Source organism: Bacteroidales bacterium (genome assembly GCA_021648725.1).
In the GTDB taxonomy this organism is placed as follows: Bacteria; Bacteroidota; Bacteroidia; order Bacteroidales; family JAADGE01; genus JAADGE01.
Genome location: JAKISF010000010.1, coordinates 57,034 through 83,648 on the forward strand (window position 1 = coordinate 57,034; position 26,615 = coordinate 83,648).

Annotated in this window: 21 protein-coding genes; 12 read left to right on the forward strand and 9 right to left on the reverse strand. The window is 30.4% G+C overall.

The features are described 5' to 3' along the window. Window positions 1–8: 8 nt before the first annotated feature. The 6 genes from L3J35_05725 (at window position 9) to L3J35_05750 (ending at window position 8,737) form a co-directional block, all read left to right on the forward strand. Window positions 9–1,697, forward strand: coding sequence for a M23 family metallopeptidase (locus L3J35_05725; GenBank protein ID MCF6365685.1), 1,689 nt, complete (start codon window positions 9–11; stop codon window positions 1,695–1,697). A 37-nt stretch (window positions 1,698–1,734) separates the two neighbouring features. Beyond that, window positions 1,735–2,622, forward strand: coding sequence for a response regulator (locus tag L3J35_05730; protein MCF6365686.1), 888 nt, complete (start codon window positions 1,735–1,737; stop codon window positions 2,620–2,622). Window positions 2,623–2,763: 141 nt separating this feature from the next. Continuing rightward, the gene (locus L3J35_05735; GenBank protein MCF6365687.1) at window positions 2,764–2,952 is read left to right on the forward strand and encodes a hypothetical protein; all 189 of its coding nucleotides are present in this window, start codon (window positions 2,764–2,766) and stop codon (window positions 2,950–2,952) included. Window positions 2,953–3,051: 99 nt separating this feature from the next. Then, on the forward strand, window positions 3,052–6,045 hold the full coding sequence (locus L3J35_05740; GenBank protein ID MCF6365688.1) for a serine hydrolase: 2,994 nt from the start codon (window positions 3,052–3,054) through the stop codon (window positions 6,043–6,045). Window positions 6,046–6,055: 10 nt separating this feature from the next. Beyond that, window positions 6,056–6,772: a nucleotidyltransferase family protein gene (locus L3J35_05745; GenBank protein MCF6365689.1), complete on the forward strand. Its 717-nt coding sequence runs from the start codon at window positions 6,056–6,058 to the stop codon at window positions 6,770–6,772. A 57-nt stretch (window positions 6,773–6,829) separates the two neighbouring features. Then, the gene (locus L3J35_05750; GenBank protein ID MCF6365690.1) at window positions 6,830–8,737 is read left to right on the forward strand and encodes a S8 family peptidase; all 1,908 of its coding nucleotides are present in this window, start codon (window positions 6,830–6,832) and stop codon (window positions 8,735–8,737) included. Window positions 8,738–8,754: 17 nt separating this feature from the next. Here L3J35_05750 and L3J35_05755 read toward each other — a convergent pair whose 3' ends face one another. Genes L3J35_05755 through L3J35_05765 form a run of 3 tightly spaced genes read right to left on the reverse strand, consistent with a single transcriptional unit; the run spans window position 8,755 to window position 13,031 of the window. Next, window positions 8,755–10,230: an SAM-dependent methyltransferase gene (locus tag L3J35_05755; protein MCF6365691.1), complete on the reverse strand. Its 1,476-nt coding sequence runs from the start codon at window positions 10,228–10,230 to the stop codon at window positions 8,755–8,757. After that, complete coding sequence (locus tag L3J35_05760; protein ID MCF6365692.1) at window positions 10,231–10,893, reverse strand: hypothetical protein; 663 nt, start codon at window positions 10,891–10,893, stop codon at window positions 10,231–10,233. Window positions 10,894–10,922: 29 nt separating this feature from the next. Then, window positions 10,923–13,031: a thioredoxin domain-containing protein gene (locus tag L3J35_05765; protein ID MCF6365693.1), complete on the reverse strand. Its 2,109-nt coding sequence runs from the start codon at window positions 13,029–13,031 to the stop codon at window positions 10,923–10,925. Between the two features lie 160 nt (window positions 13,032–13,191). Between L3J35_05765 and L3J35_05770 the strand changes: the two genes are divergently transcribed. The 5 genes from L3J35_05770 (at window position 13,192) to L3J35_05790 (ending at window position 18,181) form a co-directional block, all read left to right on the forward strand. Further along, the gene (locus tag L3J35_05770) at window positions 13,192–14,046 is read left to right on the forward strand and encodes a universal stress protein (GenBank protein ID MCF6365694.1); all 855 of its coding nucleotides are present in this window, start codon (window positions 13,192–13,194) and stop codon (window positions 14,044–14,046) included. Between the two features lie 151 nt (window positions 14,047–14,197). Continuing rightward, window positions 14,198–15,217 (forward strand): 23S rRNA (adenine(2503)-C(2))-methyltransferase RlmN, encoded by a 1,020-nt coding sequence (gene rlmN / locus L3J35_05775; protein MCF6365695.1) that lies wholly within the window; start codon window positions 14,198–14,200, stop codon window positions 15,215–15,217. Window positions 15,218–15,221: 4 nt separating this feature from the next. Further along, window positions 15,222–16,175, forward strand: coding sequence for a polysaccharide deacetylase family protein (locus L3J35_05780; GenBank protein MCF6365696.1), 954 nt, complete (start codon window positions 15,222–15,224; stop codon window positions 16,173–16,175). 86 nt (window positions 16,176–16,261) lie between these two features. Further along, on the forward strand, window positions 16,262–17,662 hold the full coding sequence (locus L3J35_05785) for an MFS transporter (protein ID MCF6365697.1): 1,401 nt from the start codon (window positions 16,262–16,264) through the stop codon (window positions 17,660–17,662). Between the two features lie 9 nt (window positions 17,663–17,671). Then, window positions 17,672–18,181: a hypothetical protein gene (locus tag L3J35_05790; protein ID MCF6365698.1), complete on the forward strand. Its 510-nt coding sequence runs from the start codon at window positions 17,672–17,674 to the stop codon at window positions 18,179–18,181. Window positions 18,182–18,185: 4 nt separating this feature from the next. Here the strand turns inward: L3J35_05790 and L3J35_05795 are convergent, their stop codons facing one another. The 5 genes from L3J35_05795 to L3J35_05815 all read right to left on the reverse strand — a co-directional run bounded on the left by L3J35_05795 (window position 18,186) and on the right by L3J35_05815 (window position 23,631). Further along, complete coding sequence (locus tag L3J35_05795) at window positions 18,186–18,878, reverse strand: hypothetical protein (GenBank protein MCF6365699.1); 693 nt, start codon at window positions 18,876–18,878, stop codon at window positions 18,186–18,188. Next, entirely contained in the window at window positions 18,862–19,866 is a 1,005-nt protein-coding gene (locus L3J35_05800; protein ID MCF6365700.1) for a radical SAM protein, read from the reverse strand. Before L3J35_05800 ends, L3J35_05795 begins: the two co-directional genes overlap by 17 nt. Before the next feature lie 2 nt (window positions 19,867–19,868). Next, complete coding sequence (locus L3J35_05805; protein ID MCF6365701.1) at window positions 19,869–21,338, reverse strand: aminotransferase class V-fold PLP-dependent enzyme; 1,470 nt, start codon at window positions 21,336–21,338, stop codon at window positions 19,869–19,871. Between the two features lie 53 nt (window positions 21,339–21,391). Further along, window positions 21,392–22,105, reverse strand: a complete 714-nt coding sequence (locus L3J35_05810; protein ID MCF6365702.1) for a methyltransferase — start codon at window positions 22,103–22,105, stop codon at window positions 21,392–21,394. 77 nt (window positions 22,106–22,182) lie between these two features. Next, on the reverse strand, window positions 22,183–23,631 hold the full coding sequence (locus L3J35_05815; protein MCF6365703.1) for an aminoacyl-histidine dipeptidase: 1,449 nt from the start codon (window positions 23,629–23,631) through the stop codon (window positions 22,183–22,185). A gap of 116 nt (window positions 23,632–23,747) precedes the next feature. Here L3J35_05815 and L3J35_05820 point away from each other — a divergent pair, with 116 nt between their 5' ends. After that, entirely contained in the window at window positions 23,748–24,347 is a 600-nt protein-coding gene (locus L3J35_05820) for an IMPACT family protein (GenBank protein ID MCF6365704.1), read from the forward strand. A 2-nt stretch (window positions 24,348–24,349) separates the two neighbouring features. On the opposite strand, the gene L3J35_05825 is transcribed toward L3J35_05820, so the two are convergent. Continuing rightward, window positions 24,350–26,611, reverse strand: a complete 2,262-nt coding sequence (locus tag L3J35_05825; protein MCF6365705.1) for a gliding motility-associated C-terminal domain-containing protein — start codon at window positions 26,609–26,611, stop codon at window positions 24,350–24,352. Between the last annotated feature and the right edge of the window lie 4 nt (window positions 26,612–26,615).

Here is a 26,615-nt window from a genome sequence, read left to right on the forward strand (position 1 = left end):
AAAAAAGAATGAAATATTCATTTGTATTAATATTCTCTGTATTAACTTTTACACTACTTTCGCAAAGTTACGATAAAAATTATTTTGATTCTCCTGTTCATATTTCTATAAGATTAGTAGGAAATTTTGGAGAAATAAGACCAAATCATTTTCATTCGGGAATTGACATTAAAGTTCCTTATTCAGGTGTCAAACTTTATGCTCCTGCCGACGGTTATGTTTCCCGAATAAGAAAGTCTCCCGGAGGATACGGGAATGCACTTTACATCACACATCCTAACGGTTTAATGACTGTTTACGGGCATTTACAAAAATTCAATAAAAGATTTGAGCAATATGCAGACAGTATTCAATATGCAGAAAATAAATTTGAATTTACAAAATATCCCGACTCAACAGAATTAAAAGTAAAAAAAGGAGAAACTATAGGTTATGCCGGAAATACAGGAAGATCATACGGTCCGCATCTGCATTTCGAAATCAGAGATGCCGAAAAAGATATACCGATAAACCCGTGTTATTTTAATTTTGACATAAAAGATAATATTAAGCCGAAAATTTTCAGCCTTGCAGCATATGCGATTGACGAAAACGGAAAAATTAATAATTCCTATAAAAAACAAAAGTTTAAAGTTTACAAAAAAGGAAATACATATTACATAAACAAAATAATTAAATACACCGGAAGAATAGGTTTTGCAATAAGAGCAAATGATTATCTGAATTCCGTAAAAAATTCTCAAGGAATTTATTCAGTAAAACTATTTTACGATAACGAATTAATATATTCTCATAAATTAGACAGAATAAGTTTTGAAGAATCAAGATACATAAACAGTTTCATTGATTTTGAAGAAAGACAAACAACTAATTTGAAATTTCAAAAATGCTTTATAGAACCCGGAAATAAATTAAGTGTTTATAATTTTAATCTAAATTCAGGAATAATTAATGATCCTGACAAAAAGTTACACAAAGTTCGCATAGAAGCTGCTGATATTTACGGAAATACATCAATATTATATTTCAAAATATCAGGCACAAAAGCTTCAGGAACAGTTAAAAATGATAAATTATTAAAATATAATGAAGATAATTTTATTGAAGAAAAAGATTTCAGAGCATATTTAAAAAAAGGAAGTTTATACACGAATATTGAACAAAATTATAAAGTTATTCCAAACACAAGTCAATTTTATTCAGACATACACAAACTTAACTCATATAAAATTCCCTTGCACGAAAAGATGTATGTTGCAATAAGATCGAATAAATTACCTAAAAAATTGCTGGGAAAAGCGTTTATCGTATTAATTAATAAAAACGGAAATAAAAAATATTTGGGAGGAACATACATTAATAACTTTTTTGTAGCAGAAAGTAAAGCATTCGGTAAATTTGCAATAGCAGTTGATAATACTCCGCCCGAAATAATAGAAGAAAACTTTAATTCTGAAAAAGATTTCAGTAAAATGAAGAAAATTTCATTTAAAATCAAAGATAATATGTCAGGAATTGAAAAATATTATGCAACAATTGATAAAAAAAATATTATATTCGCTTACGATAAAAAAAATAACAGGATAAGTTATACTTTTGATAATCATATAGATTACAAAAAAAATCATAAACTTATTATAACACTTTATGATAAAAAAAATAACAAAACTGTTTACGAAACAATTTTTTTTAAGTAGATTGCAAATTATATTAAACCTAAAATAAACATTTTTTATGAAAGTTCTGATTGTAGAAGATGACAGTGCATCAAGATTTTTTTTAGAAAGCTTATTGGAAAGTAACAATTATGAATTTCGTTCGGCTGCAAACGGTATCGAAGGCTTAAATATTTTTGAAGAATACCGACCTGATATTGTTCTGTCTGATATTCAAATGCCTATAATGGACGGCTTAGAGTTGTTAGAAGCCATAAGAGATAAAAAATCTGACACCATCGTAATAATGGTTACCGCATTCGGAACTGAAAACTACGCAATTCAAGCACTTCACCTCGGTGCAAACAATTACTTGAAAAAACCTGTATCAGGACAAGAATTACTGAGGTTACTAAAAAAATATCAAGCAATACTTACAAGTAAATACTCGCCGGATGCATTACCGGGAAGACTTGTCAGCAGAAATTTTATTTTAGAATTTAATACTGAATTCAATAAAATACCAAAAATTGTTGATAAAGTTATAGTTGAATCTGCAATTGATATTGATGATAATGAAAAGGTTAATATTGAACTAGGCTTAGTTGAACTAATTACAAATGCAATTGAACACGGCAATTTAAATATAGATTATTTTGAAAAACAAAAAGCTCTTGATGAAGGAACATTAGGCGAATTATATGATGAAAGAATGACCAGCCCGGTTTATAAACACCGAATTATTACTATTAAATTTTTTGCCGATAATGAGAAATACCAATGGACTATTATTGATGAAGGAGATGGTTTTGATTGGAAATTGCTCCCCGATCCTACTGATGAAGCACATATTCTTGAATTAAACGGAAGAGGTGTTTTTATTTCACGGTTTTTATTTGACGAAGTTGAATATCTCGGCAAAGGAAATGCTGTTATTGCTACAAAATTTTTAAAAAGCTGTTCATAATTATTTTTTACAGCAACTCTTTTTTGAATTCCCCAAATACTCTTTGTTAAAAAATGTTAAATATTTGACAATAAGAAATATTCATTATTATTCTTCGTTATAACATTGAAATCAGAATATTTACTAAATTATTAATTGCGTATGAAAAAACCTTATACTTTTATTTCTTATTCTGTATTAATAATAAATAAATCAGTTGTTAAATCTGTATTTGTAAAAAACAAAAAAGTTAAAAACATATACAGAAGAATCTCACAAGCATTAAGTTCTTTTAAGCTGTGTCCGAGAGATGAAGTTGTTAACAAAATACTGAAATATGCTGATTTATAGCACTTAATACAGTCAATAATTTAACCGCCTTTCGGCGGTTTTTTTATATCGCAATATGTAACTTTGCATATTTACTTATAAATTATTTTGAAAAAACTAATGAAAAAAAAATATTCCCTTTTCACTAAAATCTCTTTACTGATTACCGGCGGTATTATTATTCTGCTGTTTCAAAGCACGGCATCTTTTAAAAATTATGAAAAAAGTTCCGCCTCACAATATAAATCAAATAATTGGATAGACTCTATTATCTCAAAAATGTCACCGGATGAACGTCTCGGACAATTATTTATGGTTGCTGCATACCCGAAACAAGGGAAAGAACATAAAAATTACCTTACTAAAATTATTAAAGATTATAAAATCGGGGGGCTGATTATGTTTCAATCAGGGCCGGTTCAACAAGCAAAACTTACAAATTATTATCAATCAATTTCAGAAACACCTTTAATGATTGCCGGAGATTATGAATGGGGACTTTCAATGAGAATAGACAGTACCGTAAGATATCCTCGGCAAATGATGCTCGGTGCAATTCAAAACGACTTATTAGTTAACGAATTCGGTATCGAAGTTGCAAGACAATGTAAAAGGCTCGGAATACATATTAACTTTGCTCCTGTTATTGATGTTAATAATAATGCCGACAACCCCGTAATTAACAGTCGTTCTTTCGGAGAACTAAAAGAAAATGTTGCTCGAAAAGGCTTGGCATATATGGTTGGTTTACAAGACAATAACATACTCGCAACAGGCAAACATTTTCCCGGACACGGAGATACTGATGTTGATTCTCATAAAGATTTACCCATAATCTTACATTCCAAAGAAAGACTTGATTCTTTAGAAATGTACCCTTTTAAAGAGCTTATTAAAACAGGCTTAGGAGGAATAATGATTGCACACTTGAACATTCCTTCGTTAGACCCTTCCGAAAATGCTGTTTCAAGTTTATCGAAGCCTATTGTAACCGATATTTTAATCAACAAATTAAAATTTAAAGGATTAATATTTACCGATGCTCTCGGAATGAACGGTGTTACAAAACATTATGAACCCGGAGAAACAGAAGTTGCCGCCCTAATTGCAGGAATTGATGTTTTATTAATGCCGAAAGATGTTCCGCTTGCTTTTCAAAAAATAAAAGAAGCAATAAAAAAAGGCTTAATAACTCAAGAAGAAATTGATAAAAGATGCAGAAAAATTTTACTGGCAAAAAAATGGTTCGGTCTTAATAATTACAAAAAAATCAAAATTAACAACATATACAAAGACTTAAATTCTGAATATGCTAAAAATTTAAATCGAAAACTAATAGAATCTTCTTTAACATTAGCAGTAAATAAAGATAAAATAATACCGTTTAAAAACTTAGACAAAGAAACAATTGCCTCAATATCAATAGGAAACGGACAAATAAGTAATTTTCAAAAAACTCTTAATTTATATGATAAAGTTGAAAATTATACAATCCTGAAAGATGCAAATATTGATGTATTTAATAAAAGAATAATACAGCTTTCAAAATATGATAAAGTTATTGTAAGCGTTCATAAAATGAGCCGAAGACCCAAAACATTCGGCATCAATCAAAATACAATTAATTTTGTTAACAAACTGTCCGAAAAAACAAAAGTCGTACTCGTGCTTTTCGGAAATCCTTATGCTCTCAGTTTGTTCAAAAAACCGGAAAAGTTAAATGCAATATTAGTTTCTTACAACGATTGGAAACTGACAAGAAGTTTATCAGCACAACTTCTTTTCGGCGGAATTACTGCACAAGGGGAATTACCCGTTTCGGCAGGAGAACTTTTTAAAGCCGGAACAGGGAAACTGTCAGTTAAGCAAAGACTTAAATATTCAAATGCTTTTGAATTGGGACTAAAACAAGACACCATAAACAAAATTGATTCGGTTGTAAATGATGCAATTACAAAAGGTGCAACACCCGGAGCAACGGTTTTGGCAATAAGAAACGGCATCGTATTTTTTCAAAAATCCTACGGATATCACACATACTCTAAAAAAAGAAAAACAAAAAATACCGATATCTACGACTTGGCTTCTTTGACGAAAATTGCATCAACATTACCGTCTTTAATGAAATTATTTGACGAAGGAGAAATTGATATAAATAAAAAACTGTCAGTTTATTTACCCGAACTTCGCAATACTAATAAAAAAGACATTTTAATTAAAGACATTTTAGCTCATCAAGCACGTTTAAAACCTTGGATTCCTTTTTACAGAGACACCTATGAAGATGAAAACAAAACAGTTTTAAACAGCAAAATTTACTCAACATATAAAACAGGGAAATTTACCGTGCAAGTTGCAGGTAATCTTTTTATTAATGAAAATTACAGAGATACTATTTATCAAAAAATTTATGATTCGGAGTTAAGAAGCAAAAAAAAATATAAATACAGCGACTTAGGTTTTATACTTTTCCACAAGTTAATTGAAGATATTACAAAGGAGCAACAAGAAAATTATGTTTATGAAAAATTTTATAATTCTCTCGGAGCTAACACATTAGGTTACCTTCCGTTAAATCGTTTTAAGAAGTCTGAAATTGTTCCTACCGAACAAGACAACTTTTTCAGACATCAATTAATACAAGGATATGTTCATGATTATGCAGCAGCAATGACCGGAGGCGTTAACGGACACGCAGGACTTTTTTCTAATGCAAACGATTTAGCAAAACTTTTACAAATGTACCTTCAAGGAGGGAAATACGGAAAAATAAGATATATTTCAAGTAAAACATTGAAGAAATTTTCATCCTGTGCTTTTTGTAAAAATCATAATCGCAGAGGCTTGGGGTTTGACAGACCGCTCAGACCAACAGGAGGACCGTCGTCGCAATACGCATCTGATTTAAGTTTCGGACATTCAGGATTTACCGGAACTTTGGTTTGGATTGACCCGAAATATGATTTTGTTTATATTTTTCTTTCAAATAGAATTCATCCAAAAAGCGAAAATAATAAATTATTAAAAATGGATGTAAGAACAAAAGTTCAAGATTTATTTTACAAATCATTTCCTGATTTAGATACTTTAAAAACAACAGCAAGCATAAATTAATACTAAAAATATGAAAGTAATGATATTAGCTGCCGGGCTGGGAACTCGACTTAAATCATTAACCGAAAATAAACCTAAAGCTCTTGTAGAATTACACGGAAAACCGATTCTTGAACATCTTATCCTAAACCTAAAATTGCAAGGATTTAACGATTTTGTTATTAATGTTCACCATTTTGCCGATCAAATTGAAAATTTCCTTGAAAAGAACAATAATTTTGAGTCAAATATAGAAATTTCAGACGAAAGAAAAATGCTTCTCGAAACAGGAGGAGGATTATTAAAAGCAAAAAATTATCTGTCTGATTCAAATACTTTCATTCTCCATAATGCCGATATATTTTCTGATATTAATTTAAATGATTTAGTAGCTGCTCACGAAAAAAACGATTCATTAGCAACACTTGCCGTTCAAAACAGGGATTCATCAAGAAAATTGCTTTTTGATGAAAATAACTATCTTTGCAGTTGGCAAAATTTTAACACCGGAGAAACTAAAAAATCAAGAGAACCCGAAGGTAAATTGACAGCCCGAGCTTTTACCGGCATTCATATTATTAACTCCGAAATATTTAAATACATAACAGAAACCGGTAAATTTTCAATTATTGATTTATATTTAAGGCTTGCAAAAAGTTATAAAATTTCAGCCTTTGAAACAAAATACAAATATTGGTTCGATTTAGGAAAACCTGAAGATATTGCTGATGCCGAATTACTTTTCTGAATTGATGCAACTATTTTAAGATATAATTAATCTAAATAATTTAAGTTATTAGTCAAAATGAACAAAATCAAACTTATTCTAATCTTTTTCTTTATCATTTCTTTTTCTTTTGCTCAAAAACAAGAGAAGATAGCAAATACATTATTGAAAGAAATTGAAAATAAAGGTACAGATAAAAACTTTACTGTTTGGATTTTCTTTAAAGACAAAGGAGAAATTACAGATAAAAAATTAAACAGTTCTAAATCTTTACTGAGTAAACATTCCTTAGAAAGAAGGCAAAAATTACTAAAATCAAAACCTTTAGTTGATTTTTACGATATTCCTGTTGAAATATCATACATTAACTCTGTAAAACCCTATATTTCAAAACTTAGGCATCAATCAAAATGGTTAAATGCTGTTTCTGCTGAAGTAAACGGAATCCAACTTCAAAATATAGCTTCGTTAAATTGTGTTAAATCAATAGATATTGTACGAAAAGGTAAATATAACAATAATTTAATTCAAGGAAATGAAATTAAAAACGAAACTTCCTATAAAAGTACAGCTTATAATTTAAATTACGGAGCTTCTTTAACTCAATCAGAACAAATAAATGTGCCGATTATTCATGATTTAGGATATAGCGGCAACGGTATAATAATATGTTTATTAGATGCCGGCTTTAATAACTTGGAGCATCAAGTATTCGAAAATATTAATATTTTAGATCAATGGGATTTTGTTAATAATGACGGAAATGTTGATGACGAAAGTGATATGGGCTCAGGAAGTCACGGAACCATGACACTAAGTACAATAGGAGGGTTTTATGAAGGACAATTAATAGGTACAGCATACGGAGCAAGTTACTTATTAGCAAAAACCGAAAACACAGATTCTGAGACACAAGTTGAAGAGGACAATTGGGTTGCAGGTGTTGAGTGGGCAGAAGCCTTGGGAGCAGATATCACATCAACTTCATTAGGATATATAAGTTTTGATGACGGAAGCGGATACAGTGCAGCTGAACTTGACGGAAATACTGCAATTATTACAATTGCCGGAGATATTGCTGCCGGCAAGGGTGTTTTAGTTGTTAATTCTGCAGGAAATGAAGGAAGCGGTATTACTACAATAATTGCTCCTGCCGACGGTGACAGCATTCTTACGGTAGGAGCAGTATATTCTGACGGAAACAGAACTTATTTCAGTTCAGTAGGACCTACCGGAGACGGAAGAATAAAACCTGACGTTATGGCTATGGGAGCAAGCGTTGTTGTTGCAGAAACTTCGGGAAACGGATATACAACATCAAGCGGCACATCTTTTTCTTGCCCCATAGTTGCAGGTGCAACGGCTTTACTTCGAGAAATATTCCCCTTTGCAAGTAATATGGAAATTATAGATGCCTTAAAAAAAACAGCAAATAATACAAACAGCCCGAATAATGAATACGGTTGGGGAATTATTGACCTGTTTGCTGCATATAATTATTTAATTCCGAAAAACTCTTATTCTGCTTCTTTTAATGTTATAAATAAGGAAAATTCTGTTGAAAACGCAGAAATTATCTTTAAAACAAACAAACAAACAACTGATGTTAGGGGATATGCCGTTTTTCAAGATATACTGGCCGACAAAAATATTGAATACCGAATATCTAAACCCGGGTTCTGTACATATTATGATACAATACCTTCTTTTAACCGAGATATTAATATTACTGTTGAATTAATCGAAACATCAGTTCTTGTATATCCTGCACCTGCCTCAAACTATATAATATTTGATATTAAAGAAGATGAACCAAATAATAACTCTCTGTTATTTTATAATCTAAAAGGGCAAATAATTAAATCGGTTAATAAGTATGAAAATAAAAGTAAGCTGGATATATCCTCTCTTGCTGCCGGAATTTATTTTGTACAAATAAAAATAAATAACTCTGTTTACCTAAAAAAAGTAATTATATCAAGATAATAAAAACTATCTATAAATCAAAGCTTTTGAATATCAATAATAAACTCCTGAAGTATTTTTTTATTATATGCCTTCCAGCCGCCTCTAAAATCACGGCTTGATATTTCAATAAATTCTTCCATTTGCTTTGAGTTTAATTGTTTTAACAATTTTTTATAATCACCGAAGTATTTTATACAATAACCAGAATAAAAAGTTGATTTTGTATCATTAATTAAAATGAAGTTAGGTTTTTTATTCATTGGAGAAAACAAAATCTTTTTACCGAAACTTGAATTTAAACTTTGGGTTCTTCCGAAAGCATACCAAGCAACTTTATTTGGTTTTCCGTTGTCTCTTTTATCTAAAACATCTTTAACTGACAATAAATATTTATATGCCGAAGGATAATTTGTCTTTAATTCGACTTCATCTATTATCTTATTTTTACCATTTATTTTTTTATAAGGAAACAGAATTATCCTCCTTTGCTTATCTTTCAAATTCCCTAATAATGAAGCCTTTATAATAGGTTTTAATATAGCTTTTTCTATTTCGCAGTCTCCTTTCAGTTCTGTTTTTACGGTTACTGTTTCACCCTTCTCTTTTACAATTTCAAATATATATGCTTTATCAGCAAGCGTAGTTATCCCTACATGAATATTGCAAATATCACCGAGCCTTTTACCTTTAATTTGATTAGTTTTATTTACCGATAATTGCCAAAAATTACGATTATTTAATTCTGAATAATTTATTTTTCTGTGTAAAAAGCTGTTTTTATTTTTTGCTTTCTCATATAAAAAAGATTCGTATTTCTGCTTTGAAAAAATTGTAATTGCACTGTATGTTGTTGCATTTTCAAAAAGTTGTATTGCACCGTAGTTTGTGATTTGAATCAAATTCTTTTTCAATTCAAAAAAATTCCGTAATTCTTTTCCGGTTTCAGTATTAAAATATGTATTTGGAGTAATAAAACCACATATTCCGTTATTTTTCAATAATTTATAGGCAGATTCAAAAAATGCAATGTATATATCAGTTGAACCTTTTTTACAAAAATTATAATGTTCTTGAATATATAATCTTTGCTTTTTTTCTAAATGTTGAATTCTGATATACGGAGGATTACCTACAATGAAATCAAATAACTCTGTTTTTTTTTCTTTTAAAGTATCTTTTTTAACTAATTTCCAATCTATTTTAAAATGAAAATCTTTAATCAGTTCATTCAAATTATTTCTTGCATCTTTCAATGCAACTTCATCTATATCCCAACCTTCTATCTTTTCCAAATTTTCTTTTAAATTTTCTTCGGAAGAAAAACGAATTATTCTTTTTGCTGTCTCACATAAGAATCTGCCGTCTCCACATGCCGGGTCTAATATCGTTTTTCCTAAAGAAGCAACTTCATTAAATTTAATATCGTTTAATATTTTGTTAATAATAAAATCAGGGGTATAAATTTTACCGTTTAATTTTTCGTTGCTGTATATTTTTTGAAGTGATGCCATTTATCTTAAAATCAACTTGTTAAAACCTTCAAAGCTTTTTATTCTCGGACTTATAAGCGGAGTTTTTATATCTTTAAAGCACACTTCATAAGTATCTTCATAAAAAGTAAAAGAAGTTTTATCTGCACGTATTCTCGTTGTTCCTTTTTTATATAAAATACCGATTTTTCCTTTCGATATATCTTTTTTAAGAACATATCCTAAAAATGATGCAAACATAGTTTTTGCTTCTTCATGCAAACTTATACAAAAGTAATAATCTGTAATACTGTCATTTCGATGTATATTCCTTGCGGGAATATTTAAAACATATTTTTTGAAAAATACATTAGATTTTCTGTGCATGGTTTTCACATCAAAAATGTATTTTTTATTATGATAACTTAATTCAAAATCTTTACCGAAATCTTGTCCGTCAATTGCTCCGAAAGAACGAACCGGTCTTTTTAACTTATATGTATCTGCGAAAATAACTTCTCCTGTTGTTCCCGTTATCCTCATCTTTTTTGTATCATCTTTTTTTTCCTTGTCCCAAATATTACTTATCGGATGATTCTTTAAAGAAAATTCAACAAGTTCATTTGCATATCGAATTTGCTCTTTGCTGACTTTTATTGAAAAATAAAAACTGTTATACATACGAGAATAGAAAATCTTCGTCAAAATTAAAAAAAACAGACTATAGTTAAAATTTATCTTAACCGTAATAAGTCTTTTGCTTCTTTAACAGTTTTAACCGGCTGATTACAAACATTATTTTCACACACATATATTAGTGTTTTACCTTTTTTAAATCTGTTTTGAAAAATTGGAATTTTACTCTCATTTTCGCTTCCGGCAAAAATAATATCCGGTCTGAATTCTTTTCTCAGCTCTTTTTCAATTTCTTTATATTTTTTTCCGATAATTATTAATTCAAAAGAAGGTTTTGAAAAATGCAGACTTAATGAAGCCCAATTTGCAAAATAATTCAAATTTGCTAATGTATTTTCTTGAATATTTGCCGTCATCTTCTCAGAAATATTCATATAAACTTCATCTGTAAAAAATAATCCGAGAATGTAAAGGTTTTTTGCCATTGAAGAATTTGATGCCGGAATTACATTATCCGATACTTCTTTTTGTCGAACGCTTAATTCAGAATTTATATCAGAAGTATAAAAAAACATATTTGATTTTTTATCGTAAAAATGTTTCAACATATAATCCGTTAATTGTTTTGAAATCATCAAATAATCTTCTTTTCCGGTTGCTTGATACAACTTTATAAAAGCTTCAACAGTAAAACTGTAATCATCAGAAAACGCATTAATCTTTGAGTTACCGTCTTTATAACTTCTTTTTAAAGCGAAATCTTTACTTAACATTTTGTTTTTAATAAATTCTGCTGCTTTTGTTGCAGAATTTAAATACAGTTCGTCTCCAAAAACCTCATAAGCATCCAAAAAACCGATAATCATCAGCGCATTCCAAGATGTTAAAATTTTATCATCCAGTCCGGGTTTTATTCTTTTATTTCTTTGTTCTGAAAGGATTTGTTTTGAATGCTCAATTTTCACGGTTAATTGTTCTTCCGAAAGTTTATATTTCTGTAAAATCTTTTCAAGATTATCTTTTACTAACAGTATATTATTTCCGTGTTCCCAATTTCCGGTTTGCGAAACATCATAATAATCGCAAAATAAACCGGAGTCATCTTTTAATAAACTGTCAATTTCTTTTTTAGACCAAACGTAAAATTTACCCTCCTCCCTTTCACTATCGGCATCATAAGAGGAATAAAAAGCATTTTCGGAAGATGTCATTTCATTAATAATATATTCCGATGTTTCTTTTACAACTTTTTCAAACAAGAAATTTTCACTTAATTTATAAGCGATGCTGTATAAACTTAACAGTTGAGCATTATCATATAACATCTTTTCAAAATGAGGAACTTTCCATTGTGCATCAACCGAATAACGAGCAAAACCGCCTGCTAAATGATCATAGATTCCGCCGTTTGCAATCTTTTCAAGCGTTAATAATACATGCTTTTTTATTTCTTCATCTTTTGAATAATGGGCATATTCAGTTAAATATTTCCACACAGCAGGCATAGGAAACTTTGGTACGCGGTTAAAACCTCCTTCTTTATAATCAAAATTATTTTTTAATTTTTCAGTTGCTTTTTTTATTTTTTCAAAAGAAAAAATCTGTTCACTTTCAGAATTGAAGTTAAATTCTGACTTTTCAATACCAGTTTGAATATTTTCTGCTGATTGCAAAAACCTTTTTTTATCAACTTTATATGATTCAGACAAAGAAAGCAGCATCTTCTTCCAATCGCCGGGTTTGAAATAAGTTCCTCCGTACACCGGACGACCATCAGGCAATGCAATACAATTTAAAGGCCACCCTCCTCTGCCCGTTATTAATTGAACAGCTGTCATATATATATTATCTACATCAGGTCTTTCTTCTCTGTCAACTTTTATACAAATAAAATTATCGTTCATAACTTTTGCAATATCCTCATTTTCAAATGATTCATACTCCATAACATGACACCAATGACAAGCTGAATATCCGATACTTACAAGAATTAATTTATCTTCATCTTTTGCTTTTTGAAGAGCTTCATCTCCCCAAGGATACCAATTAACAGGGTTATGGGCATGCTGAATGAGATAGGGACTGTTTTCATTTATGAGTTTATTTGTATATTTATATGTTTGTTCCATTTTATGAGTTTGTGTTTTAACTGTATTTTGACAAGATAATAATGTCATAATCATTATTGTAACTAATAACTGTTTCATCTTTTTTTGTAAAGATATGCAATTTAGACTGATTCTAAATAACTTTTCCCGATAAAAAAATTAAACCCTCAAAAAAACACATTGAAAAACTTGAATAACTGATATTTTTTTAGTATATTACCTGCAAATAATTTAATTATTAATTCAAAACTCTTTTACCATGAAGAAAGATACCCGAAATGTTATTTTAATACCTACGGATTTTTCCGAAGTATGTGAAAATGCAATTAAACATGGTTTGATTTTAGCAAAAGCAATGAAAAGTAATGTTTGGTTATTGCATGTTATTAATAAAGATACGAATAAATTTCTTGACGAAAAGAATTTAGAAGAAGGCAATATTGAAGAAATGCTGAAAGAATCAGCAGAGAAATACAGTAAAGAATATGGTATTCCCGTAGAGACTTTTATCAGTTCGGGAAATATATTTGAAAAAATAAAGGAAGTAAGTGACAAATTAGGAGCTAAGTTAATTATTCTCGGAACTCACGGTAAAATAGGCTTTCAAAAAATTGCAGGAAGTTATGTATTGAAAGTTATAACAACAACGGGAACGCCGACTATTGTTGTTCAGAAAGAATCAAATACGGCAGGATATAAAAATATTGTTTTCCCTATAACTTCTTCAACACAAGACAGACAAAAAGTAGCATGGGCAGTGAGCATAGCGAAAGTATTCGGAGCCACAGTTCATTTAATTCCTAAGTTTGAATCTGAGAAGTTTCACAGAAACCGAATTATGACCGTAACAAAACAAATCAAAGATATAATGAAAGATTACGGTATTAAATTCGTTGATAAAGTATCTTCTCCCGAGGCAGGTAACTTTGCAAAGCAAGTTATTGATTACAGTGTTGAAAACAAAGCAGATTTAATAATGACTTTAGTCGATAAAGATAAAACATTCTTTTTCTCATCTTGGGATGAACAAATTATTTATAATTCTTCACAAATTCCGGTTATATGTATTAATCCGGTTGCAACAAAAAAAACAGCTTGGGATAAAGGCTGGTAAAACACTTAAGTCGGTTTTCCCTAAAACAACAGATACAATTAAAATTTTACTGAGTTTGTTTCTTTATGATTCAAACTCTTTTTAATTAATGCTTTATTCCTACTTTTGCAATTTACGATTTATCATTTACTTTTGAACTTAAACTTTAAAAATGAAACAACACTTATTCGGTAAAACTTTAACGGAACTTAAGGAAATTGTATCCTCACATAAACTTCCGGCATTTACTGCAAAACAGATAGCTGACTGGTTATATAAAAAACAAATTTCAGAAGTTGATGAAATGAGTAATCTGTCAAAAAAAGCAAGAGGATTACTGAATCAAGATTACGACATAGGATTAAAAAAATATGTTTCTGTTCAAAGTTCAAAAGACGGAACAAAAAAATATCTTTTTAAAACAGGAGAAAATTTTATTGAGGCAGCATATATCCCTTCAAGCGACAGAGCAACGCTTTGTGTCTCATCACAAGTAGGTTGCAAGTATGCCTGTGAATTTTGTATGACCGGCAGACAAGGATTTCAAGCACATTTAAGTGCAAATGAGATGCTGAATCAAATTAAAAGTTTACCGGAATTTAATACATTAACAAACATTGTATTCATGGGAATGGGTGAACCTTTTGATAATTTAGATGAAGTATTGAAAACTCTTGAAATTATGACTTCTGACTACGGTTTTGCATGGAGCCCGAAACGAATAACAGTTTCAACAAACGGAATTATTAAAGGTTTAATACGTTATTTGGATGAAAGCAAGTGCAACTTGGCTATAAGTATTCATACACCTTTTGATGACGAACGGTTAAAAATAATGCCCGTCCAAAAAAATAATCCTATTAAAGAAATTTTAAATGTTGTTAAAAATCATCATTTCGGCAGACAAAGACGAATTTCTTTTGAATACATTATGTTTAAAGATTTTAATGACAGTATGAAACATGCTGATGAATTAGCAAGATTAGTCAGCGGTTTTTGGGCGAGAGTAAATTTAATTCGTTTTCATGAAATACCCGGTACTGATTTAAGAGGAACCGATGAAAAAAGCATGGAACAATTCAGAGACCGACTGAACGACAAAGGAATAACAGCAACCATAAGAGCATCCAGAGGACAAGACATTGATGCTGCTTGCGGAATGTTATCAACAAAAGAGTTAATAAAAAAGTAATTACTTGAAAAGAATTTTATTCAACATAGTATCTGCCTTTACATTTATTATTCCGATTAAATTTTTAATCAAATTAACCGGAATAAAAATCATTTACCCTTTTTACCATATTGTAAATAATAATCCTCCGGCTCATATAAAACATTTATATTCTGTAAGAACAGAAAAACAATTTAGGAAAGATCTTGACTTTTTAACACGTTATTTTCAAAATACAAAAGAAGTATTAAGCGAATCAAAAGATAAACAAAACTATTTTCATCTATCTTTTGATGATGGTTTAAGTGAATGTTATACTGTTATTGCTCCTATTCTTAAAGAATACAATATCAAAGCTACTTTTTTTATTAATTCCGGTTTTGTTGACAATAAAGATTTATTCTTTAAATATAAAGCAAGTATTATTGCTGATGAAATGTATAAACAATCTTTTCCGAAAAGTGAAATAAAAAAAGTTCTGAAAGTTAAATATGAAAACAGGAATGAATTAAACGAGATTGCACAAAAAATTAAAATTAATTTCAATAATTATCTTCTTGAAAACAAACCGTATCTTACAAGTAAGCAAATAAAAAAATTGTCAGAAGGCGGGCATCAAATCGGTGCACACAGTATTGACCATCCTTTGTATTCAGATTTGAATGAAACAGAGCAAATCAAGCAAACTTCCGAAAGTATACAATATACTGAAAATAAGCTTGGTACAAAAACAAAATTGTTTGCTTTTCCGTTTACGGATGACCAAGTTGAAACTACATTTTTTGATACTATTTTTCAAAATAAGATTATAGATTTTTCCTTCGGAACAGCAGGAATTAAAAAAGATTCGGTATCAAAAAACATTCAAAGAATTCCGATTGAAAAGAAATCAATGAGTGCAAAACGATATATTAAAACAGAATATTTACTTTATTTTCTTAAAAAGCTTGCAGGAAAACATATCATCAAGCGTAAGTAAAAAATTCGATATTCTTCCGTTACAAATATATTTTTTACAGATATAGATTATTTATATATTCGCAACCTTTATTTAAAAAAAAATTTATGAATCTGGCAGAGAAAAAAGGATTAAAAGGTTTTTCACGTGCATTTTGGACGGCAAATACAGTTGAACTTTTAGAAAGAGCAGCTTACTACGGTGTTTTTATCGTTATTACATTATATTTATCTCGCATTATCGGTTTTTCAGATATTGAAGCCGGAATAATTGCCGGAGTATTCTCTGCAGGTTTATATTTTCTTCCGCCTTTTACCGGAGCTTATGCAGATAAGATAGGATTTAAAAAATCATTACTTCTTGCCTTTACATTATTGACAATCGGTTATGCCGGTTTAGGGATTTTTCCTACATTATTAGAATCTCACGGTCTTGCAGAATACGGAAGAGAAGTCAAGTTTACAGGTTTAAGAGAATCGAATTCAAGATTTTATATAATACCGATTATGCTTTTTATAATGATCGGAGGTTCATTTATAAAGTCGGTTATTACGGGAACAATTGCTAAAGAAACCTCAAAGAAAAATCGAGCAAGAGGTTTTTCTGTATTTTATATGATGGTAAATATAGGTTCCTTCTCCGGTAAAACAATTGTTAAACCTTTAAGAGAAAGTATGGGAAATTTAGGTTTAATAAACTTAAATTATTTTTCTGCCGGTATGACTTTACTGGCTTTAATTATCATTTTCCTTATATTTAAAACTCAAAAGCAAGAAGGCGAAGGAAAATCATTTAAAGAAATTTGGCATGCATTAGTAAAAGTATTTACAAACTTTCGATTAATGGCTCTGATAATGATTATTACCGGCTTTTGGATTGTGCAACATCAATTATATGCAACTATGCCAAAGTATGTTTTAAGAATGGCGGGAGAAGGAGCCTCACCTTCTTGGTATGCAAATGTTAATCCGTTGGTTGTTGTGCTTACAGTTGCTTGGATTACACAATTAATGCGAAAAAAAACATCATTATTTTCTATGTCTGTAGGAATGTTTATTATGCCTGTTTCCGCATTAGCGATGGCATCCGGTAATTTATTAAGCGAACCTATTGATTTAGGTTTTATGACAATGCACCCGATTGCATTTATGATGATTATCGGAATTATGTTTCAAGCATTGGCAGAATCATTTATTTCTCCGAGATTTCTTGAATATTTTTCATTGCAAGCTCCAAAAGGCGAAGAAGGTTTATATTTAGGATTCAGTCACTTACATTCATTTTTTTCATCACTTTTAGGTTTCGGAGTTTCAGGTTTCTTGCTCGACAGGTATTGCCCCGATCCGACATTATTTGACACACATGAAGAATGGGTTGCCGCATCGGCAAATGCACATTATATATGGTATTTTTTCGCAATAATAGCCTTTGTTGCTGCAGTTATGTTAATTATTTACGGTAAAGTATTAAAAGCCCGTGATGCAAAAAGAGCTCAAATTCACATTTAAAATTTGAATATGTTACGATTTATATTTATCAGTTCGTTTATCTTTATTTTAAACTTTAATTTATATAGTCAGATTTCCGAAGATACTAAAACCGACTTATCTGTGTCAGAAAAAGTTGAGAATTTTGAAATTATTATTACAGTTAGGCATTTCGGCAGAAAATTTCATATTGTTACCGTAAATCAAGACAGCATTATTGTGGAAAGAAATGTAAATAATAAAAAGAAATATTTTAGAGAAAGCAGATTATTTATGAATGAAGAAAAAACAAACTATACTTCTTTCTTAGAACAATTTCCGATTGAAGAGTTTAAAGAAAGTTATTATAATAAAAATGTAAAAGACGGTACACAGTTAAATTTTTCGATTAAAATCAATTCAAAGCTAAAAGAAATCGGTATTGCGAATTATTACATTAAAGAGTTAGGAGAATTAGTTTTTGAAACAAATAAACTAATTCATGAGAAATATATGATTTGGTATTCAAAAGAAAACTGCCCGACTGAAATTGAAAAATAATACTTTATTCCACAAAAAAGATACCGCCGCCGTCATACAAAAAATCATCATGCAAACAGATTATCTCATAATCTAAATTTGTTACGAAATTTCGTAAGCCAACTCCGTCTTTATGTTTATCAATATTTCCGTTAAAAAAGATTTTATTCTCAAATACTCCGCAAGTACCACCTAAAAATCCGTTTTTATGGTCAATTATTTTTATATTTTCCGGAGAAAAGTAAAAGTTTTTCAAATTGTTATTGTCTAATACTTTTTTTATACCTAAATCTGAACTGATAAACACATTATTTTTCAAATGAATCATACTGCAACGTGTATATGCTTGCGGCAAATTAATATATTTTTTATCGGAATTATTTTCAAGAATTATTTTTTCAGTCATTCCTTTTTTATGCAGAAAGAAATTATCACCGGTTACACAGTTATATTTCACACTATTTTCAAAGGTTTCATCAATTTTACTTATCCCTGTTTTATAATTTACATTATGTTTTTTAAGAAAATTAATAAGTAGTTCAGGAGAGTTAGGTGCAATAATCAATTCATTTTTATATTGAAATATAAAAATATCAGGATGCCCTGAAATTGCATTATATGTTATTCCGTTTGTTTCAAAAAACAAGATGTCATCAACATATTTTTCCAAATTTGTTTTTGCTTCTTCAGAAGAACGTACATCAATAACAGCTAACATTTATTTCAAATTTTTGTAAAGAATCATTTACTTCAAATTTTACAACTTTATATTCTTTCAACAACTTATTTTTATTCTTAGATTTAAAACCTACGGCATAATTCAACTGTGTACTATTTACCTGAATTACAATGCTTTCTGAATTTATATCTTTTAGTCTTTTGTCTAAAATATCAGCCCAAATTTCGGTTAAAACCAGCTCTTTAAAAGACACATGATACGGTCCTGCAATTAATGATTTTTCATAAGTTAATTCCTCCGAAGGATGCAAACCGGTTCTAATGATTTTCACATTATTTTCATCAAATAATTTATACACAACTTTCGTTATTTCAACGGCTTCGCCAAGTTGTAAAACCTTGTATTTACCTGAATGATACATTTTTTCAAGAGCTGTTCCTTTTACGACCAATGTTGGATAAATGCGTGTATTCTCTGCTCCCAAGTTAATAATATCTTTTGTAGTTTGTAATGACTTTTCAATTGTATCGCCCGGTAAACCTATCATCATTTGCAAACCGAGTTTAAATCCGTAACTGTTTATTAATTCAGATGCGTTTTCAATATCATTGTATGTATGTCCCCTACCCGATTTTTGCAAAACATAATTGTCGGTTGATTGTGCACCAAGTTCAATGGTTTCAACCCCGTATTTTTTGAGTAAATCTAAAATTTCTGTATTTATATAATCGGGGCGGGTTGATAATCTTATTCCTGCAACTTGTTTTGTTTCAACAAATTTATAGGCTTCTTTTAAATAACTTTCTTGCAATTCAAAAGGAATTCCTGTAAAACTCCCGCCGAAAAAGGCAATATTAATATGATTTTTTTTCGGAATGGTTTGCAGATATTGATTTACAATATCCGGAACATCTTTAGCTTGCGGAATATTTTGAATACCGCTGATTTTCGTTTGGTCACAAAAAACACATTGATGCGGGCAAGCTAATTCGGGTATGAAGATGGGAATGTTGTTGTATTTTTTCATATTTAAACCTCAAACCAACTGTCAAAAGCCTCAGGAACTTTTCGCTTAACATCTTTATGGAAAAATTCGCCGACACTTTTGTCAAACTTATAATCTTTTTCCCATTTTTTAATATTTGTTACAATTTGTTTTATTGCATCTAAAATAAAGTCTAATTCGGCATCAGTCATTACCGGATGTAATGAGAGTCTTACCCAGCCCGGTTTTTCGGTTAAATCACCGGCATCAATCATTTTTGTAATTCTGTGAGATTCTTGTTTTGAAACATGCAATAAATAATGCCCGTATGTTCCTGCACATGAACAGCCGCCTCTTACTTGAACTCCGAATCTGTCGTTCAACAATTTTACTATTAAATTATGATGAATTTTTTCTGTATAAAAAGAAATAACACCAAGCCTTTCTCTCTGATTATCAGCCAAAATATTAATTTCAGGGATTTTATCAAATTCTTTATATGCTTTTTGTAAAAGTTCATGCTCTCTTTCAAGAATATTTTCAACTCCCATTTTTTCTTTTAATCTTAAAGTTAAAGCAACTCTCATTGTTTGCAGAAATGCAGGAGTTCCGCCGTCTTCTCTTTCTTCGATATTTTCAAGATATGCATATTCATTCCAACGGTTTGTCCACAGAACAGTACCTCCTCCGGGATTATCGGGTCTTTTATTTTTATAAAGCTTCTTATTAAAAATTAATACGCCTGCACTTCCGGGACCGCCGAGAGCTTTATGAGGCGAAAAGAAAATTGCATCTAAACTTTGCAGTTTATTTTCGGGATGCATATTCACATTTATATAAGGTGCGGAAGCTGCAAAATCGGCAAATGCAATTCCGTCGTATTTATGCATTATTTCGGCTAATTTATGATAATCGGGAATAATACCCGTTACATTTGAGCCGGCACTGAACGAACCTATTTTAACTTTTCGATTTTTATATTTTACAATTTCTTTTTCGAGTTCTCCGGGCAAATCAACTTCATCTTCGGGGAGCAAAACAACAACATCTGCAATAGTTTCGAGCCATGCCGTATGATTAGAGTGATGTTCCATATAAGTTACAAATACAACAGGAATTTCTTCTTCGGGGATGTCTTTAATTATATACTTTTCAGCTTGGTCGGGAATACTTAAACCGAGTATTCTCATTAATTTATTTGCTGCACCTGTCATACCCGAGCCTTCCGTAATTAAACAATCATCTTCACTTGCATTAACGTGATTTTTTATAATATTTTTTGCTTGTTTGTAGAGCATTGTCATTATAACACCTGTTTCAGATGCTTCTGAATGAGTATTGCCGACCATCGGAGCAATTCTTTTTTGCATAATTTCTTCAATCGGCTCATATAATCTTCCGCTGGCAATCCAATCGGCATAAATCATTTTTTTTGTACCGTAAGGTGTTTTAAATTCAGCATCAATACCGATTATATTTTTTCTGAATTGTGTAAAATATTGCTCTAAATTCATGTCGGAAAATTAAATTTAAATTTCGCTAAAATTAATAAATTTGGTTTTATCTGCTAACAGTTTAAATAAAAATCTTTTGTCAGTTCTTTATATTGTTCAGAATAATTATTTGTTATGCTGTTTCTTATTATTATCTCTTCCGTAATCATCTTGTTTTTAATTCTTGAAAGCTCAAAAATTATTCTGTTCGGTTTCTTTTTTTCATTGGGGAATATAATAATTTTTCTTTTGCAGAAGAGTTGCTTTTCAAAAGACAGTTGCATAAATTTTTTATGTTTCTCAAACGGTAATATTAATGCAAAAATTCCTTTATCAGACAGTAATATTGAAACAATTGAAATAAGTTCAGAATAAGATAATTCTTCTGTGTGCCTTGCCGTATTTCGAGATTTGTTTTCAGATTTAAATGAATTTTCAAAAAAAGGAGGATTTGTTATTATAAAATCAAACTTTTGAGTTGTTTGTCGTGCAAAATTTTGAGCTGAAATATGAAAAACCTTTATGTTTTTAATTTTATTGTTTAAAGCAACATTTTCAACACTTTGTTTGAAAGCACCTTCATTTATTTCAACTGCAACAATTTGAGCATCAGTTTTTTGTTCTGCCATAAAAGATAAGATGCCTGTTCCGGCACCTATATCTAAAACATTTTCGGGATTATTAAAATTAACGGTTGCTCCTAACAAAACACTGTCAACCCCGACTTTCATTGCTGTTTTGTCCTGATTAATTCGGAATTTTTTAAATTGAAACCAAGTGTTGGACATGAATACAAATTTGTGAGTTGTGAGTTACAGTTACTATTTTAAGATAATTTTAACTCACAACTCGTAGGTCAAATAATTTATATATTCTCCAAAACATCAGCCAATAAATCCCAAAATTTTTGAACCGTAGGAATATTCATTCTTTCATCGGGAGAGTGTGCTCCTTTTATAGTCGGTCCGAATGAAATCATATCTAAATAAGGGTATTTTTCAAGAAATAAACCACATTCCAAACCGGCATGAATGGCTTTTACGTCAGGTTTAACATTAAATAACTTTTTATAAGATGTTTCAGTAATTTTCATTATTTTAGAATCAGTATTCGGTTTCCAACCGGGGTATCCGTCACCTTGCGTTACTTTTGCTCCGGCTAATTTAAAAACAGATGCAACAGTTTGTGCCATATCATATTTTCCGCTTTCAACAGAACTTCTTTGGCTGGTTTCAATTCTTATGTAATTATCTTCAATAAATTTTACTGATGCTAAATTTGTAGAAGTTTCTACCAAACCGGGCATATCCGAACTCATGGCATATACACCGTGCCAACAAGCATAAAGCGAATGCATTAATCTTCTTTGAACTTTTTTAGAAATTACAAATTCAGGAAGTTCAACATTCTCAAGTGCTATTGACAGATTTTTTTCCGTTACGGAAAATTCATTTTTAATATTTTCAGAAAGTTCAAAAATCAGCTTTTTAAATTCGGCTTCATTTTTTTCTTTAACGGTAATTATTCCGAACGCTTCTCTTGCGATTGCATTTCTTAAATTTCCGCCGTTAAAATCAGCTAATCGAACATTAAATTTTTTAGATGCAGTTAAAATTAAACGATTAAGAATCTTATTGGCATTTCCTAATCCGCTGTCAATTTCATCTCCGGAATGCCCTCCGTTTAAGCCTGTTACAGATATTTTATAAGCAACAGATTCTTGCGGAACTAATTTTGTTGAATATTTAAATTCAGCAACAGTATCCATTCCGCCGGCACAACCGATAAATAACTCTCCTTCATCTTCCGAATCTAAATTAATCAATATTTTACCTTTCATAAATCCCGGTTGCAAACCGAAAGCTCCGGTCATTCCGGTTTCTTCGTCGGCTGTAAATAATGCTTCAATAGGTCCGTGTTTAATATCGTTTGATGCTAAAACAGCAAGTGTTGCGGCAATCCCTATACCATCATCACCACCAAGTGTTGTTCCTTTTGCTTTTACCCAATCTCCGTCAATATATGTTTGAATAGGGTCATTGTCAAAATCATGCACTGTATCGGCATTTTTTTCACAAACCATGTCTGAATGACTTTGTAGAATAACAGTTTCAGAGTTTTCTTTCCCCGGAGTTGCAGGTTTTCTGATTATTATATTATCAACTTCGTCTTTTTCTGCTTCCAAATTATGTTTCTTTGCAAAATCTAATAAGTATTGAATTATTTTTTCTTCTTTTTTTGAGGGTCTCGGTATTTTTGTTATTTCATCAAAATATTTCCAAATCTCCGTAGGTTTTAAATCTAATATTGTCATTTTTATTTACTTTTATAGTTTTGAGAATTAATTGAGTCAAAGGTATGTATTTTTTTCTTGTTTTTTTGAAATGCCCGGAAGAGATTGAACAGAAGAATTAATTTTATTAAACAAAAATGAATTCCGATCAATATAAAACCATAAAATCAAAATCAGAAGGCTTTTTTAAAGATCGAAGCAGCAAATTTTATGCACTTGCTTTTCCCGTTAAAACAGATGAAGAGATTAGAATAATCAGAGAATCGGTCAGAAAAGAATATCACGATGCACGACACCATGTTTATGCATACCGCTTAGGTTCGGACATGAAAATTTTCAGAGCAAGTGATGACGGAGAACCTTCAAATTCATCGGGGCCTCCTGTTTTAGGCAAAATAAAATCATACGAACTTACTGATATTCTGATAATTGTAGTTAGGTATTTCGGGGGAACAAAATTAGGTATTCCGGGATTAATAAACGCATACGGTTCGGCCGCCGAAGATGCAATTAATAATGCCAAAATAATTATAAAAACGATTACAAAAGAGCTGACAGTTAAATTTGAATATCCTCAAATGAATGATGTTATGCGAATAATAAAGGATAATAATTTGAATATTAAAGAACAAGATTTTCAATTGAGTTGCAAAATAGTACTGGAGATTCCGGAAAATGATTTTGTTAGAGTTTATAATTCATTTAAAAACAATCACAAACTTGATATTGCATATTAAAATTAATCAGAATACATTATACGAACAGTTCCTTTATATACTTCAGCGATATTCGGATTTGTTAAAATATAATAATAAGTCGTGCTTGCCAATTTTCGACCGAAAAAGTCTGTTCCGTCCCAATTATTATTGTATTTGTTAAAACGGTTGACTAATTGCCCCCAACGATTATAAATATCTAAATTCCAGATGCCTTCTTCAATTCCTTTAATAATAAACAATTCATTTATTCCGTCGTTTGTCGGAGTAAAAATATTCGGAATAAAAACATCACCGCAATAGCGGTAATATACATTAATGCTGTCAGACCACGAACCGCAAATATTTTCTGAATTTAGTTTATAAAAACCCGAATCGGTTACCTGAAAGAAATTTTCATCAGTTCCGTCTTGCCATAAAAAATTAACATCATTATTAAGATTCGGAGATAACAATAAAACTTCGCCGTCACAAAGAGTTGTATCATCAGGAAATTCAAATCTCGGAATTAATTTATGTGCCAGTTCAATAGAATCAATATTAAAGCAACCATCTTCATTTGTAACTTTTACGAAATAAGTTCCGGGGGAATAAGCAGTAAAATACGATTCATTTGATAAATCTTGCCATATATAAGTACAGAAAGGATGATATGCATTTAAAAAGTAACTTGAGTTTTCACAAAAACTCGTATCATTACCAAGATTGATTTCAGGAGCTTCTGAAAATACAACATTTATTGTATCAGAATTTTTGCATCCGGTATAAATATTCTCAATATCAACCCAATATTTTCCATTTTCAGAAATATCTAAATATGGTAAAATTGATAAATCACTCCAAAGATATGTTGCATGATAAGAATAGGCATTAAGACTATAATTACCTGTATAACAAAATATTGTATCATTTCCTAAATTTAACTCGGGTAAAGCAACAATTTTAATATTTTCTGAATACTCATTAGAAACATTGTTAAACCAAATCGTTAATGTAACCTTAAAGATTCCGGCGTTTGAAAATACATGAACAGGACTCAGCTCCGTGCTAAAATTTAAACTTCCTGACTCAATATCTCCGAAATCCCACTCAACAGAATCAATATTCGATAAATTTTCAATAAAAAATTGAGTTTCATCAAAAACACAAGTATTTTGGTATTTTAAATCGGGCTTTTTAAAATAAGATTGAATAAAATTAGGCAAACCTAAACGAGCCTTTCTGCCTTCCAAATAAACCGCATCTTGTTCAAAGCCGCAAACGGCAGGAAAGCTGTCAGGATAGTTTATCACACTTAAATAATTCGAAGTATCACTTGTGATGTATAATTTCCCGTTTTTTGCAAGCTGCAAAGCTCCTATATCAGAATTAAGTTCTGCAATTTCGGTAACTGAATTAATTATATCGGCAGGAGTTCCCGCATTCATGTCAGCTTGAAATAATTTTCTGTTACCCGTCATGTAAAGTTTTGAAGCATCAGGAGAAAATTCACAACCATAAGCAGAATAAACAGAAGGTATTGTAAACACGTTTGAGATTATTCCTGTTAAATTATTAAAATCAAAAACTTGATATTGCTTTGCAAGAAGAACAGCAACTACAATTTTTTGAGAATTTGGAGAAATCTTCATATACCCTATTGAGTTTAATTCGTGGTTATAAAAAAGACCAATTGAACTTATTACGGGAGTATTTGAAACACCGTTTTCACTTATCAACCAAGCATAAAACTTATCATTATTCCATTCATGTGCAATTAACCATATATCTTTTCCGTTTTGATGATATATTGCAGTATTTTTCTCCAAAACGGAATCAAGCAACAATATATTTTTCGCTGTAATTTTGCCTAATCCTGAGTTTTCAGTCATATCGGCAATTGAATATTTTAATCCGTCAGTATTATATTTTGAATTCTTATTATTTAAAAAATCATCAAAAGTAAATATATAATATAAGTTGTCATTTCCGGGTTGAGGAATTATAATTGCAGATTGTGTTGAAGATGTATCTCCCGTAAGACCTTCTCCGTTTTCCATAATTTGATGTTCTTTATTCCAAACTGTCATTCCGTTTGTGTAAAAAAGCAAATTCCCCGCAGAATCTGATGCAACCGCACAACCTTCATAATTTTTTAATTGTCCGTTTATTAACGGTTCCGGTTTTCCTGAACTGAAATCTAAACCGGCATAATTTCCGAAATACCAATAATCTGATTCATGTTGACTGAATGAGATAAAATTTAAAACTAATAAACTTGATATTATTATATATATTTTCAGCACAAAA

Excerpts from the sequence above, each read along its gene's own strand:
- L3J35_05725 (MCF6365685.1), top strand. The coding sequence starts at position 9 with ATGAAATATTCATTTGTATTAATATTCTCTGTATTAACTTTTACACTA.
- L3J35_05730 (MCF6365686.1), top strand. The coding sequence starts at position 1,735 with ATGAAAGTTCTGATTGTAGAAGATGACAGTGCATCAAGATTTTTTTTA.
- L3J35_05735 (MCF6365687.1), top strand. The coding sequence starts at position 2,764 with ATGAAAAAACCTTATACTTTTATTTCTTATTCTGTATTAATAATAAAT.
- L3J35_05740 (MCF6365688.1), top strand. The coding sequence starts at position 3,052 with ATGAAAAAAAAATATTCCCTTTTCACTAAAATCTCTTTACTGATTACC.
- L3J35_05745 (MCF6365689.1), top strand. The coding sequence starts at position 6,056 with ATGAAAGTAATGATATTAGCTGCCGGGCTGGGAACTCGACTTAAATCA.
- L3J35_05750 (MCF6365690.1), top strand. The coding sequence starts at position 6,830 with ATGAACAAAATCAAACTTATTCTAATCTTTTTCTTTATCATTTCTTTT.
- L3J35_05755 (MCF6365691.1), bottom strand. The coding sequence starts at position 10,230 with ATGGCATCACTTCAAAAAATATACAGCAACGAAAAATTAAACGGTAAA.
- L3J35_05765 (MCF6365693.1), bottom strand. The coding sequence starts at position 13,031 with ATGAAACAGTTATTAGTTACAATAATGATTATGACATTATTATCTTGT.
- L3J35_05770 (MCF6365694.1), top strand. The coding sequence starts at position 13,192 with ATGAAGAAAGATACCCGAAATGTTATTTTAATACCTACGGATTTTTCC.
- rlmN (MCF6365695.1), top strand. The coding sequence starts at position 14,198 with ATGAAACAACACTTATTCGGTAAAACTTTAACGGAACTTAAGGAAATT.
- L3J35_05785 (MCF6365697.1), top strand. The coding sequence starts at position 16,262 with ATGAATCTGGCAGAGAAAAAAGGATTAAAAGGTTTTTCACGTGCATTT.
- L3J35_05790 (MCF6365698.1), top strand. The coding sequence starts at position 17,672 with ATGTTACGATTTATATTTATCAGTTCGTTTATCTTTATTTTAAACTTT.
- L3J35_05795 (MCF6365699.1), bottom strand. The coding sequence starts at position 18,878 with ATGTTAGCTGTTATTGATGTACGTTCTTCTGAAGAAGCAAAAACAAAT.
- L3J35_05800 (MCF6365700.1), bottom strand. The coding sequence starts at position 19,866 with ATGAAAAAATACAACAACATTCCCATCTTCATACCCGAATTAGCTTGC.
- L3J35_05805 (MCF6365701.1), bottom strand. The coding sequence starts at position 21,338 with ATGAATTTAGAGCAATATTTTACACAATTCAGAAAAAATATAATCGGT.
- L3J35_05810 (MCF6365702.1), bottom strand. The coding sequence starts at position 22,105 with ATGTCCAACACTTGGTTTCAATTTAAAAAATTCCGAATTAATCAGGAC.
- L3J35_05815 (MCF6365703.1), bottom strand. The coding sequence starts at position 23,631 with ATGACAATATTAGATTTAAAACCTACGGAGATTTGGAAATATTTTGAT.
- L3J35_05820 (MCF6365704.1), top strand. The coding sequence starts at position 23,748 with ATGAATTCCGATCAATATAAAACCATAAAATCAAAATCAGAAGGCTTT.